The sequence below is a fragment of the Ruminobacter sp. RM87 genome, assembly GCF_000701925.1.
GTDB classification, from domain to species: Bacteria; Pseudomonadota; Gammaproteobacteria; order Enterobacterales; family Succinivibrionaceae; genus Ruminobacter; species Ruminobacter amylophilus.
The window spans coordinates 104728-119079 of the sequence record NZ_JNKD01000001.1 but is presented as its reverse complement, the minus strand read 5'-3'; the positions used below and the strand labels follow the sequence as shown (position 1 = coordinate 119079).

9 protein-coding genes are annotated in these 14352 nt (G+C 45.5%); 5 read left to right on the top strand and 4 right to left on the bottom strand.

From position 1 onward, the window contains the following. Positions 1-3: 3 nt before the first annotated feature. The 3 genes from T489_RS0100515 (at position 4) to T489_RS0100505 (ending at position 2131) form a co-directional block, all read left to right on the top strand. On the top strand, positions 4-615 hold the full coding sequence (locus T489_RS0100515; protein WP_157608018.1) for a COG4648 family protein: 612 nt from the start codon (positions 4-6) through the stop codon (positions 613-615). Continuing rightward, the gene (locus T489_RS0100510; RefSeq protein WP_031578086.1) at positions 596-1672 is read left to right on the top strand and encodes a methyltransferase; all 1077 of its coding nucleotides are present in this window, start codon (positions 596-598) and stop codon (positions 1670-1672) included. The genes T489_RS0100515 and T489_RS0100510 overlap by 20 nt, the downstream gene beginning before the upstream one ends. Positions 1673-1924: 252 nt before the next feature. Continuing rightward, positions 1925-2131, top strand: coding sequence for a hypothetical protein (locus T489_RS0100505; protein ID WP_031578085.1), 207 nt, complete (start codon positions 1925-1927; stop codon positions 2129-2131). A gap of 102 nt (positions 2132-2233) precedes the next feature. Here the strand turns inward: T489_RS0100505 and T489_RS0100500 are convergent, their stop codons facing one another. Beyond that, entirely contained in the window at positions 2234-3022 is a 789-nt protein-coding gene (locus T489_RS0100500) for a tetratricopeptide repeat protein (protein ID WP_157608017.1), read from the bottom strand. Positions 3023-3751: 729 nt separating this feature from the next. Between T489_RS0100500 and T489_RS0100490 the strand changes: the two genes are divergently transcribed. Continuing rightward, complete coding sequence (locus T489_RS0100490; RefSeq protein ID WP_031578083.1) at positions 3752-5278, top strand: fumarate hydratase; 1527 nt, start codon at positions 3752-3754, stop codon at positions 5276-5278. 101 nt (positions 5279-5379) lie between these two features. Here T489_RS0100490 and T489_RS0100485 read toward each other — a convergent pair whose 3' ends face one another. The 3 genes from T489_RS0100485 to T489_RS0100470 form a co-directional block, all read right to left on the bottom strand. Beyond that, a complete protein-coding gene (locus tag T489_RS0100485; protein ID WP_031578082.1) occupies positions 5380-6363 on the bottom strand; it encodes a glycosyltransferase in 984 nt (327 codons plus the stop codon). 149 nt (positions 6364-6512) lie between these two features. After that, on the bottom strand, positions 6513-10580 hold the full coding sequence (locus tag T489_RS0100480) for an SEL1-like repeat protein (RefSeq protein ID WP_031578081.1): 4068 nt from the start codon (positions 10578-10580) through the stop codon (positions 6513-6515). A 538-nt stretch (positions 10581-11118) separates the two neighbouring features. Next, positions 11119-12873, bottom strand: a complete 1755-nt coding sequence (locus T489_RS0100470; RefSeq protein ID WP_031578079.1) for a potassium/proton antiporter — start codon at positions 12871-12873, stop codon at positions 11119-11121. 500 nt (positions 12874-13373) lie between these two features. Here T489_RS0100470 and T489_RS0100465 point away from each other — a divergent pair, with 500 nt between their 5' ends. Beyond that, positions 13374-14315: a hypothetical protein gene (locus T489_RS0100465; RefSeq protein WP_031578078.1), complete on the top strand. Its 942-nt coding sequence runs from the start codon at positions 13374-13376 to the stop codon at positions 14313-14315. The last annotated feature ends 37 nt before the right edge of the window (positions 14316-14352 follow it).

Genomic DNA, 14352 nt, shown 5'->3' with positions numbered 1-14352 from the left:
AACTTGAAAAGACTGAAATTACCGGTGATTATTTTTAAAATATGCTGCATGGTGCTAGGTGTAATTTTTCCCTTTGCGGTATATTGGGGTATCAGACAGAATGCCACCGTGACCGTTGCGGTAATGCTGGTATGCCTGGGACTCGGCAATCTGCTGTCGGCAGGCAGAAACGGCATGTCGGGAAAAACGGCCGTGCTGGTTTTTGTTCTTGATATTCTGCTGGCGGCGGTATTTCTCCTGAGCGGGGATTTTCTGGCGGTGAAGCTGTATCCCCTGATGGTTAACGGCTGCTTCCTGTCCGTATTCGCTTCGAGTCTGACTGGCGGGCGTACTCCGGTGATAGAAAAGATTGCCTCCTATACCGTGAAGGAGGAGGACAGGGATGATTTTTTCAGGATGTACTGTCGCAGAGTGACTGCAGCCTGGTGCATCTTTTTTGTAGTTAACGGAATGATCTCTCTGGCTACAGCCCTGTGGGGCAGCAATGAGGTGTGGATGCTTTATAACGGCGTCATTTCATATATCCTTATCGGAACCGTGTTTACCGTTGAATACATAATAAGAATAATTTTGAGAAGAAGGAATTCCAGAACTAATGACACAAAAGAACTATAACGATATCAGTGCCGTTGATGCACTGAAGACTGCACAGTATCTGGCAGTCAGTCCTTTTATCTTTCAGGCCGTTGCTGCCATGAAGAAAAAGGGGCTTCTGTCCCATTTCGGCAAAATGAGTAAAAATGAATCCGTAACCAAACTGGAACTCTGTGAAATTTCCGGACTGAATGATTACGCTGTTTCAGTTCTGATTGATCTGGCAGTGGCGGCGGATCTGGTAATCAGAAATGACGACAATTCCTTCAGTCCCACCAAGATAATTCATTATCTTGCCAATGACAGAATGACCAATGTCAATTTCGATTTCTCTTCAGAGCTCTGTTACGAGGGGCTCGGTTACCTTACCGAATCACTGCAGACTGGAACACCGAAGGGGCTTAAGGTGTTCACTTCATCATGCAGCACCATCTATCCTTACCTGAGTTCACTTCCGGAAAATGCGAGGAAGGCCTGGTTCAGCTTTGACCATTATTATTCGGACAATGTATTCAGTCTGATGCTTCCTCTTGTTTTCAAGGAAAAGAATTTCAGTCACATCAACGACATCGGCGGCAACACAGGTAAATTCGCTCTGGCCGTGGCCGAGTATTCAAAGGATACGAAAGTTACCATCATTGATCTGCCTCAGCAGTGTGAACTGGCAAAAGACAATATCCGGAAGCACGGTCTTGAAGACAGAATCGATACTTATCCGGTAAATATTCTCGAGGAATCCGCCAAACTTCCCAATCAGGGGGATCTGTGGTGGATGAGTCAGTTCCTGGACTGCTTCAGCATGGATCAGATAGAGGAGATTCTTACCATGGTTTACAATGCCATGAGTGAAGATTCGATGGTGGCCATCAGTGAAGTGTTCGGCGACAAGCAGTCCAACGACATAGCAAGTCTTGTCATTGAAGCCAACAGCCTGTATTTCAGTTCAATGGCCAACGGTGTAAGCCGTTTCTATCACTCAGACGAATTTGTGAATTTGGTGGAGAAGATTGGCTTCAAGGTTCACAGAATGATGGATCATGTGGGGCTTGCCCATACGCTGCTGTTACTGACAAAGTAATCTCTGGCGTCTGCATTCATAAGGAAAAGACAAAGCCGGATAACAGATACTGTTTCCGGCTTCGCTTTTATAGTGAAATGTTTTGGATCTTCACGGAATTGTTGGGAATCAGAGAGAGGACTGGTATCGAATTAGAGTAAAGAAATAGTCCTCATGGACGTGTGAACCAAACTCTGTAAATTACGTATAGCTAAAAATGTCGTAAAAACTCCTGAGATATAATTTAACTTATATAATCAGGAGTTTTTCATTATGGTTAAAGAAAAGATGACCGTCCACCGAATCCAAATGACTGAGGGAAAACGTCAGATCATTCAGCAGCTTATTCAGGAATATAACATTGAAACCACAGCTGATATACAAGCTGCCCTCAGAGATCTTTTAGTCGGAACCATCAAGGAAATGATGGAATCAGAGATGGATCAGCATCGAGGCAAGCGTAGTGGAATTCGAAGATGAAGGTCACTCCATCGATTGGGCGATAAAGAACGTCAACTGATACGGAGCTTAACGGCTCCATTTTTATATCTTGAAAGATCGCTTGGGAGGTCTTTTTAAAGTTTATTCTCCGGTGCAGGCTTCCCTGTAATCAAGTTCGCAGGCCTTCCTGCGATACTTGACGGCGTTGTCGGTATCCCCTTCGATGCTTCTGTAGATAACGTAGGCTCTGTAGCAGTCGTCGCCGTTCTGCAGATCACAGGATTTTTTTCTGAGATTAAGCTCCTTGGTCGGAATGTTCATTTCCTTTCCGTATACGTCTCCGCCGCGTCTGCAACTGTAGATGTTATTCTTGAAACAGTTCATTTCATAGAGCTTGGCAGAGATCTTGAACTGCTTCATTTTTTCAAGATTTACGGCCTGATCGATGCAGTGGTGAATTTCATCACTGCTGTTCAGAAAATTGCAGCCCTTGAGGTAGTAGTATTCTGCACTGGTCTGGTTGTTTTTCTTAAGATAGTGTTCTCCGGTAAGATAGCAGTACCTGCTCAGTTCAGAACCGTCAGTGTAGCTTTCACAGAGCTCTTTGCTGAGCTTGAATGCGGAATTCTCCGAGCCGCTGGATCTGTATGCTTCAAGTGCCTTGTCACAGTATTCCTCCGAGGTCGTCATCATGCAGGCTTTTCTGTAGAGTTCCAGAGCTTCAGTTACGTGTTTCTGTGAAACAAGCACGTCGGCCGCCAGAATACAGGCATTCGCGTCTTTTTTGGCGTTGCAGTGAATCCGGTAGATATTCAGTGCCTTGTGGACGTTTCCTTCTTCCTCAAAAATTTCACCCATTGAGGCACAGCCGTTGGCGGTATAGTCATGAGAGCATCTGGTTATGACTTCTTCCGTTACGTGCTTCGGCATGTGTGTGGCATGCTCAGCTTCTGCCGTACCTGCAGAACATGACAGTAGGAGGGCGGTAAACAGAAACTTTGATACCTGAATGAAAAATTTAAACTCTGTCGAACTGTTAATGAAATGGCTGATGTTGTGCATATCTGGTGTTTATTTGTTTTACTGACTGCTGATATTTTTGATGGAGATAACATAAGTATAACATTTAATTTACAAAAATAACACATGATTATTAAAAAGAAATAAATGCAGATAAATATAGATACATCTTGATATGTAATTTATATAAGTTGTGATGACTGTTTATCAGTAGGTTCCGGCAGGATAAGAGAAATGACGATACTGATATAAGGACGCGCGGCTCTTCCGTAAGAACTGTCACCTACGAAAACGGCAGACTCAGTTCCGGCAGATCCGGCGGCGGTCATTCACATGGAGGAGGCAGAACCAGCGGCGGAGGTGCCGGCCGTTATGATGATTCCGCTATTTGTCCTGTCCGGAAACTGACGTACTGCTTTGTTTTTCAGTCGGGAGGTCTTTTTATCACCGGAAAAAGACCTGATATTCGCCTGTCAGGTCACAAAACTGTTTTTTAGTTGCGCAATTTATTGATTTGTCTATGTTCTGTTCCGGTTTTGCCGTTGAGTGAACACCTGCTAGGTGCTATAATAAACGGCAAAAATTTTCATTTTGTTTTTGTCTGAAATATTAAGTCTTAATATTGACAAGGAGTCATACATGACCGTAATCAAGCAGCAGGATTTTATAGATTCCATCTATGACGCTCTGCAGTATATTTCCTATTATCATCCGATTGATTTCGTAAGATCCTTAAAGAAGGCTTATGAAAGGGAACAGAACCCTGCGGCAAAGAATGCCATTGCCCAGATTCTCGTTAACTCAAAGATGTGTGCTATCGGACACCGTCCTTTATGTCAGGATACCGGTATTGTTACCTGTTTCGTACGCATCGGTATGAATGTTACCTTTGAAGGCAATATGACCGTTGAAGAAATGGTTAACGAAGGTACCCGCAGAGCATACTGCTGTGCCGAAAATCCATTACGTAAGAGTGTGCTCGTTGATCCAATCGGTGCCCGTGTGAACACCAAGGACAACACTCCTGCAATTACTCATATTTCAATGATTCCTGGTGACAAGGTTGAAATCCTCATCGCTTCCAAGGGCGGCGGATCAGAAAACAAGTCAAAGCTGGTAATGCTTAACCCTTCAGACTCAATCGAAGACTGGGTTCTTGAACAGCTTCCACATATGGGTGCCGGCTGGTGTCCTCCTGGAATTTTAGGTGTAGGTGTGGGCGGTACCATGGAAAAGGCTGCCGTTCTCGCCAAGGAAGCCCTGATGGATCCTATCGATATCGAAGATCTTATTGCCAAGGGTGCTGAAACCTCAGAAGAAAAGCTTCGTCTTGAACTTTACGATCGCATCAACAAGCTCGGTATCGGTGCTCAGGGCCTCGGCGGCATGACCACCGTTCTTGACGTTAAGGTTAAGAGCTATCCTACCCATGCCGTGGCAAAGCCGGTGGCAATCATTCCAAACTGTGCTGCATCACGTCATATTCACTTTGAACTTGACGGTACCGGTCCTGTAAATCTTGTTCCTCCTTCACTCGATGAATGGCCTGATATTGAACTCGGCAATGCAGACGGTGCAAGAAGAGTAAACCTTGACGGTATCACCAAGGAAGAAATCGCAACCTGGAAGACTGGTGAAACCCTGTTAATCAGCGGTACCATTCTGACCGGCCGTGATGCTGCCCACAAGCGTATCTGCGACCTCATCGCGCAGGGCAAGCCTTTACCTGAAGGTGTTGATTTCAAGGGTAAGTTTATCTACTACGTAGGACCTGTTCCTGCCGTAGGTGATGAAGTTATCGGACCTGCAGGTCCAACAACTTCTACCCGTATGGACAAGTTCGTTGAAACCATGCTGTCAGAAACCGGTCTTATCGGTATGATCGGTAAGTCAGAACGCGGTCAGCAGGCCACCGATTCAATCAAGAAGCACGGTGCCGTATATCTGATGGCCGTTGGCGGTGCCGCCTATTTGGTATCAAAGGCTATCAAGAAGGCCAGAGTGGTTGCATTCCCTGAACTCGGCATGGAAGCCATCCATGAATTTGAAGTTAAGGATATGCCAGTAACCGTTGCTGTAGACTCTCAGGGTAACAACATTCACCTTACCGGTCCTGCAGAATGGAAGGAAAAGATTAAGCAGATTGATTTCAAGTACATTGAATAATCAGCTGAACATCCGATAACGAAAAAACCCGGGATTTTATAGTCCCGGGTTTTTAGCTGTTATGGAAAATAATTCAAAACTGAATACGGACTCTGCAGAGATTACTTGTAGAGTTTGTTTTCCTTGTCAAACAGGGTGGTCGCCAGCAGTTCCTTGCCATTAATGGTTTTACGTTTGATGGAACGCTGATAATCGATTTCTGCCAGCAGTTCGCCTATTTTGGCTGCGGTGAAGCAGATGGTGGCGTAAAAAGAAACGAAAGGAATGGAATTGTAATTTCTGATATAGTCTTTGAAATTGATGAAGAAGGTTTCAAGATCCGTTTTTCTCATCCACCATTTTTCCGTAAGCCAGTCATTGGATTTCAGAAATCTGAACAGACCTCTGGCATACTGGTACACATAGAATACGTTGAGCTCTCTCTTGCGGTGACAGATGGCCAGCGGATTGTACATGGTGCGGTATCCTTTATCGGACAGCTTTCCGCTCATGTAGATGTTGTCAAACATATCCTCACTCACTTCGGCTGAAGGCATAACACCTTCCTCCTTGATGAATTTTACCCTGTAGGCCACAAAATTGAAGGAACAGTATATCTTCATGAGATGCCACAGAGGCTGGTCTCTCTTGGTAATAGGGAAGAATATGTTATGAACGTATTTTGTAAGATAGTTGCAGTCCTGTTCGGCGAGCTGGCGGCCGTAGATAAGAGCCAGATCCTGATACTTGAGGAAGTATCTGAAAAGTTCGCTGATGGCGCTCGGATCAATTCTGCAGTCATCGGAGAGAAGAATCAGGATGTCATCATCTCTGGTTTCGTATACGATCTGTTTAACCAGTTCGGTTTTGAAGTATTTGACCGGTTCCTTCATCTTGGATTTCGCCCCGGATGAACTGTTGGGCAGATACTTGATTACCCTGGCTCCGTAGGACTCGGCTATACTGAACACCGAATTGTCGTCATAGCTGTCATAGATACGGATTTCATCTGCCTTAATCACTCTCTGACTGACAATTGAATGAAGACAGTCGCTCAGATGCTCTCTGTCCGGATTGATTGTGATTACTGCAACTGAAATCTTCATAAAATCATTCCTGCAATACCATAAAAACCATGAAGCCCGAGGTATTATACCTTAAAGCGGTCATATTATCAGCTTTAACGGCAAAAAATCATGATAACGGCAGATATCTCATCAGGAATCACTCCTGACCGGATATCCGCCCATAACAGTTACCTGTCCGTCAGAATATGCATCAGAGCCTCAAAGGCTTCATCTTCATTCTTGGAGGACCAGGTGCCGTTCAGATAATTGTAGGTGAGCTGAACAGCGGCCGCTTTTTCTCCCATTTTGGCGGCGGTATGCAGAATTTCAAGCGCCTTTTTATTGTCTTCCTTACAGCCTATGCCGAACATCTTGAATGCGGCAAGGTTGAAATGAGCCTTGGCGTTGCCGCGGCTTACGGCCTTGATGAGAATGTCATGAGCCGCTTTGCTGTCCTGCGCTGTACCTATGCCGAACAGATAGTAGATGCTGAGGTTGTTCTGGGCTTTTACGTAATCTTGATCTGCGGACTGTTTCAGCCATTTGAAAGACTCCTCATATTTACCGTCCTGGAAAAGACTCATGGCCAGCCGATACTGTGCTTCAGGATCGGTAGGTGCGGCTGATGCCGGTTTACGGACGTTTCCTACGGCATCAAACATTACAGAAATTACCGGCTGTTTGCATATCTTTTTGGTTTTTGAAAGAATTTCATTGAAATTCAGCGTACCGTTGTTTGCCTGATAATCCTTTATGAAGAACAGATCACTCAGCAGACCTATGGATATCTGAATGGAGTTTTTATTTTTCACCCCGATGGTCCCTGCAAGGATAGGGTTCACACACATGTTTCCCTTGGAGGAATCCTCATAGATCGAACGGACAACGGTGGCACTGTCTGTTTTCATGGTTCTCAGTATTTTGATGGCTTCCGTCTGGGATTTCTGAACCCCTTTGCCGTAGAGGTTCATGGATACCAGCAGAGCCTTGCTGAGTTCCGATCTTTTCTGATCCGGAATGCCGGAAATCAGGGCGTGTGCTTCGCCGTAATTACGGTAGCTGTTTTCGGTTGACTTGATGAAAGCAAGTTTTTCCGTGCAGTTTACGGACCCGAGATCCGAGCCTCTTGTGTACTGTCCAACGGCGGCTCTCAGGTCTCTGTCGCGTCCTTTTCCGTAATAGAAGAGATCACCGAGATTACAGAATGCGTCAGGTATCTTGGCTTCGGTACCTTTACGGTAGTATTCCTCCGCCTTGGCGTAATTCTGAGCCACGCCGTTGCCTGTTTCGTAGAGCATGCCCATTTCCACCGGATAGCGTTCCTGAATTTCAGGAGGCGCCACGGCGATGAACTTTGCCACTTCTCTGCTGTTGTTCATCTTTATGTAGTAATTAAGCAGTGCCGTATCAACATCCTTGTCGTTTCTGTCGCGGTAAGGTTCGAGATAGCGCAGAGCCTCCTTGCTTCCGGTTTTGGTTTCAATAAGGGCAAGACCAGCTTTGCGGTATGCCTCTTTGTTACCTTTACGGGCCGCGAAGATGAAATTTTCGGTTGCAAGACGTTCATCCCTGATGCCGTCAATAATGCCGCCTTCATAGATGAGACCGAGTTCATAGGCGGCACTGGCATTGGTCTTGGCAGTATGTATCAGCAGATTGTAGGCACGCTGTCTGTTTTCCTTGACACCTTCTCCGTTGAGGTACATTTTTGCCATCATGTAGGTGGCATCCTGATTGTTCTGTTCCGAAGCCATTGAGAAGTATTCAAAAGCCTTCTGAAGGTCTCGCTTAATGCCGTACTCCCCGTTGTAGAGCAGCTGACCTGCCTGATACATGGCATCTGAATGTCCGGATTCGGCGGCTTCTATGATAAAACGTGCTCCCTTTGTCTTGTCGGCGGCTGAAGCCTTTTTGTCATCAAGCAGAAAGTGTCCGTGCATGTACTGAGCATTGGAATTGCCGAGGCTGCAGGCCTGTTCCAGCAGGGACATGCCTTTTTTGACATTCTTTTTAACACCGTTGTGTCCTTTGAGATAACGGTTGGCCAGTTCGTACATGGCGTCAGAGTTCTTTTCATCCACAAGAAGCTTGAGAGTGGCAATGTCTTTTTCCTGCAGCATTTCCGGTGTGAGCAGGTTCTCCTGCCGTTCCGGTTCCGCCTGCTGTTCCGGAGAGGTGATTTCAGTCGTTTCCACTGATTCGGATTCTCTGGCGGCTTCCTCCACGCTCCTGTTGTTTGACAGATCTTCGGCCGAACCCGGTTCAGGATTTTTTACATGGGCGGTTTCCACGATGACATTAGCTTCCGGAGTTTCTTCTTTTACTCCGGCATCAGCTGTTTCAGGAGCGTCTGCAGAGGCTGTTTCCACGCAGGAATCTGAGCCGTCGGAACAGGATTTTTCTTCGGTATCGTTTGCCGGATTTTCGGCCTGAACAGTTTCCGTCGTTTGAGTGTCGGCCTGAATGCCGGCAGTCTCGGAAGACTGCTGTGCATCTGTTGATGCTGAGGCGGTCTCAACGGTTTCATGAACTGTATCCGTGTGTTCGGTCTCGGTCTGAACAGCAGCTGTCTCGGAACCTGAAGTTCCGGCAGGGGGCTGAGTGTAAAGCTCGCTGTTGCTGACTTCTCTGCCTCTTATCTGAGCCATGAACTTGTACGGTTCATATTCCAGCATGCCGAAATTGATCTTCCCGAGTCTCTGTTCGACTTCGATGAAATCGGTTATGATTTTCAGTTTGTTAATGGCCTGGGTACGTTTGGTTGTAAGCATTTTTGTAGGAGCGAAGATCTGTCTGGTGTCAGGACTTATTTCCAGAGTCTTCAGCAGCTTCATGGAAGGGAGGTTAAGGTTGAAGAGAATTCCCTGCTCCGTATTTCCCACAAATTTACCCTGTTCAGGATTCTGCTCCAGATGGTTTTCCACGGCGGCGATATCTGATCCGAGAAGGGTAAGGGTGATCTCGCTTTCGGAACCGCTGTTGATTCTTTCAAGAAGGGAAATATCCTTGTGGTAGTTGTTTCTGTCGTCGTCACTCATCTTCTTCGATGCACGGCTCAGCAGATCTGAATACCCCCGAAGATCAGGAGCCAGAATATATACGTTTTTGAGCTCAGGACATCCTGTTATCGGCTGAGTTATATTCATTTTGTATGCATGAAGCTGAATCTTGTCCAGATTGGCAACGTTCTTGTATTTTACCGGTGTTACTATACCGGTAAGAAAGAACGGTTCACTGGTTGTGGCAATGCACTGGTAGTATTTTTTGCCTAGCTCCGCGAAGTCAAGAGACTTTCTTACCGTTGATTCGAATGCGGACTTCAGCATATCGATGCTGTCATGGTTTTCCTTCGGGGTTTCTTCCCTGATCATCGGAATGTGTGCAATGACTGCCGGCAGTCCTTTCTGCAGTCTGATGACGTCCTTGAGGGTATTGGTGTTAAAGCCTACAAAGTCGGATGCGGAAAGGTTCAGCATGGTGCTGTTGTTCAGATTTGTCGGGATCTGACTGATGAGGCTTTTTGATTCATCGGTTATGAATCTGCGCAGCTCGTAACCCGATGCGCGTTCGTAGTCGTTTGAACCTATCAGATAGCGCGCCAGATTAAGGGCGTCATACGGACCGAACATGGACCTGACATCCTGAATTGTGTAGTCAGGATTGTTTTTGTAGACGGTGTAGGCAATGATCGAATCCTTGATATGCTGTTCATCCTCGGAATGAGGTTTGTATATTTCAAAGATGTTGCTGAGTGAGTTCAGGTAGAAGGCATAGGTCTCGGGAATCAGCTTTTCTGAATTCAGCTGGTTTGAAAGATAGATGATTTTGTCCTTGATATTGGAGTTGGCGGCAGTTGACAGGTATTTACTGATATCCACGCCGCTTTCGTCGACAGAGACGGATAAACCGAATCCTTCCTCTTCACCCGTATTCTGTTCTTCATAGCCGTAGCTTTCAGAAGAATCCTCGTCATCATCGCTTTTTTCAGGAATATCCGGATTTTCCGCCTCATACGTTTTCAGCATGGAAACGAGTTCCGGCATTTCGTCATAACTGTCGGACAGAATACACCCGTACAGAGCCCCGGCGATGGAAACCGGAGAAGTTGGATCGATGTTTTCAAAATTGTTTTCGCTTTCCTGGGCCTTTTTTGCCTTTATTACGGTATAGGTACCGACACCGACACTTGCGGCTGCAACTACAATACCCAGAAGAAGAGCAGGTTTTGAGAGACCTGAATTACGACGTCTGTTCATGCTAAACTCTTTATTTTTATTGTCTTTGCCTCTGACTGCAGAGTTTATCCGTAAGAAAAGGTACTGCGGATTTGAGCCTTCTGCCGTCAGGAAAAAGTCCTTTAACGGGATCAGCCGGCGGGAAGCACGGGTGGCAGCGGAAACAGCCTGCAGAGCGGAGTCTGCCGGCGGTGAGATTTGCTGTACTGTTTTTCCTGCAAGTGCTGATTTGTTATTTTTACGGGCTTATGCTGCCCGCGGACTGTTTTTTCAGTATCTACCGCTCTGCGGGCATCATGTTATGAATTATTATGGTTCCCGTTCTTCATGAAGGGATTATGATGATGCGGAGCATGCTCAAAGCATTGATAGATAGTATACACACGATACTTTATATGATACAGGATATGAAGAAATACAACATAAAACAGTGACAAGTTCTTGCAATAATCAAGAATTCAGTCAAAATTTGCAAAAATATATCCGGGAATAAGCGTGCTTTAGGCTTGAAAATGATTTTAGTGCCCGATTGTATTTTTTTCGGCGGAAAACTCCGGAATCAGATGTTGTTTTCAAGCTTTTCAAAGCCCACCTTGATAATCTGCGAACCGAATACTTCACAAATGGTGAAGCGGCAGTCAATGACGGTCAGACGTTCACCTACGGTAGGAATGCCGCCGAGGTGGTATGAAAGGAAGTCTCCGAGGTTAAGATCCTGTTCCTTTGATGTGATGACAAGATCGTATTTTTCGGCAATTTCAGTCATGTTGGCTTCGCCGGACAGAAGAATATCTCCGTTATAAGGATAATGAACCTTCTTGACCGGAGTGTCACCGTTGAAGATTGCATTCAGCAGAAGCTCGTCGTCGGAGTGTCCGATAATGGAGATGATATCTCCCTTCTTAAGCTTGAGGCGGCTTACCGGATGCAGAATCTGGCTCTTGCGGAATACGGAGGCAACCATGGTTCTGTTCGGAAACTTGATTTCGCTCAGCAGCTGATCCTGACAGGTTTTATGCTTGATTTCGTAATTGAAGATTTCATAGTCATCGTCAATGGTTATACCCATCTGCCCCTTGCTTACCGGAGTGGTGGAGCTTGGAGCGTAAACGTCAAAGAATTTCGCCACCGGAAGAATGGTGGCTCCCTGTACCAGCAGCGAGAATATCACCACCACGAAGGCGATGTTGAAGAAGATGTCTCCGTTAGGAATGTCATTCATGATAGGGTAGATAGCCAGTACGATAGGTACTGAGCCTCTCAGGCCTACCCACGATATGAACAGCAGCTCCCTGGTGCTGAATTTGAACAGCAGTTTAAGACAGAGAAATACGGCGACCGGTCTGGCAAAAAACGCCATGACGCATGCCACGATAAGACCGTCGACAGTGTGTTCTATAAGTTTAGGCGGTTCAACCAGCAGTCCGAGCATCAGGAACAGACATATCTGCGACAGCCAGGTAAGACCGTCCTGCACAGGACGTATGTAAAGCAGCTGTCTCATGTTGGTGTTGCTGATGATCATGCCGATGATGAATATTGCCAGGAATCCTGAACCGTCCATGGATGAGGTGATGGCGAAACCGGTAAAGGCCACGCCGAGCACCAGAAGGGAGTAGAGACCGTTAGGAATGTTTATGGCGTTCAGAAGCATTCTTCCGAGATAGCCGAATACGATGCCGAACACGATACCGAAGGAGAACTGTTTGATGAAGAACAGCAGGGCGTTTGAAATGGTAAATGTTTCTGAGGCGGTAACGTCATTGGAATTGACTGTGGCCTTGATGATTTCAATAACTGTAATTGTCAGAAAGATCGCCATAGGGTCGTTGGTTGCGGATTCAATTTCCAGCGGTCCCTGAACCTTGTTTTTAAGGCTTACACCGTTGCTTCCCAGTAGAGAGAACACCGCACCGGCGTCTGTTGAACCGATCATGCATCCTACAAGCAGTGATTCAAAAAAGCTCATTTTGAATATGTAGTAGACGGCTCCGCCGACAATAAGCGTGGTAATCAGTACCCCGAGGGTGGAAAGTATTATTGCGGGCTTTGATGCGGTTTTAAAGGTGAAGAAGCTTGTCTGACAGCCACCGTCAAAAATAATGATCGCAAGAGCCAGATTTGCGATATAGAAGGCCAGATGATAATTGCTGAAATGAATGCCGAGAATAATTCCGTTTTCTCCGCACATCATTCCGAGAATAAGGAACAGAAGCAGAACCGGCAGACCCATAATTGAGGAAATTCGACTAGCAAAGATGCTGCATGACAGCAGCAGCCCTATGATCAACATAATGTGATTTAGCTGGTCCATTCTGAATTAATCCCTGTTCTTATCGGCTGATTCGGTGTCAGTGCCGTTTTTGAAAGTTAGTTCACGGCTTTATAAATCAGCGCTCCATCCATGTTCTGTAAATGCTTTCAGTAATTATAAACATTAAACTTGAGTCAAAAACAGTAAAATTTAAAGATTTTATATTTTTGGCTAAATAATAAACAAAACTCCTCCTGTTATCTTAACATGAAAAACGCATGGTTCCTGCCGTCTGTTTAAAAAGCTGTCAGTTTTTGACAGTAAAATCATAATTATGAAATTTTTGTATTTTAACATTACCGATTATTCATCGGGAGAACCTGCGGTACGAAGACGGTTCAGGTGAACGTCAGTACGTGAAAATGTGAAGTCGGCAGAGTTTGAATAATTAGCATGAATAAGAAATATAACTTTGATATATTCTCTAACCGTAATGTTATACAATACTGCCGTTTTATTTTTGTGTTTGCTCTTATGTTCTGGCTCGATCCGGCAAACGTGTGGGTCTATGCGGTATTCAGTCTTATTTTTTTCGGGATCTGTTATATGTTCTTCAGAAAAAATGGATTGACAGTGACAGAGCGGACAGATTCACGACACTGCTTGGAAACAACGGCTATTTCAGCAGTGAGGCATGGCGCGGAGAATACCGGAAATATGCCTCTGAGAACCAGCTTCACAGTGTGTCATCGTCAACTCTTACGGGAGATCTCAGCCTCCGGTACATCAGAATGATTCTGAGGAGAGACTATTACATTCCTCTGATGGTTCTGCCTCTGGCGGCATTCTGCCTGTTCTGTGTCATTGATTCCGAACTCTGTACTGATGCGGGTGACGGAGATCTTTATTTGAGGCTGATGACGTTGCTCGGCCTTGAAGCATTATACGGCGGTCTTGTTTTTGTGCTGTCACGACACTTTTTCGGAAAATGGCTAAAAGACAATCCTCAGTACAGGGAGCAGAAGGACGAAATCATCAGATCTTATCTTGAAGGATATTTATTCTCGTGTTCTTATTTCTGCGTGGTTGTCGGACAGAATTATGTTCACGGTTTCGACGGCAGAAGATTCCATACACTGCCGAGAGACGGAATAAAGCGGGGCAGATGGCTGGTGGAGTGCGATAAAATCCTGTGGACCATAAGAAACAGTGATGAGAGTTTTGATGCATTTAATCTGTATGTGAGAGACGAGTACAGATTCAATATTTATTTTCTGTGTACGCGCGGTGATTACTACAGCGTGACGGATAACGGAGAATTCTGTGCCAGAAACCGTTTTTGCATTCCTCTGGATCAGTTTCAGGTAAAAATGATTATGGACAGGTTCTTTCCAAAAATATCAAGTGACATGAAACCTGTTTTTATTGAAAGAAACAGGAACAGGGCGACTTACGTATCCATAAGAAGATGCATGAGTCCGCTGATATTTGATAAGGAGTAATCAGACTCGTGCCGGGAATTCTGTAGGACGGCGCTAG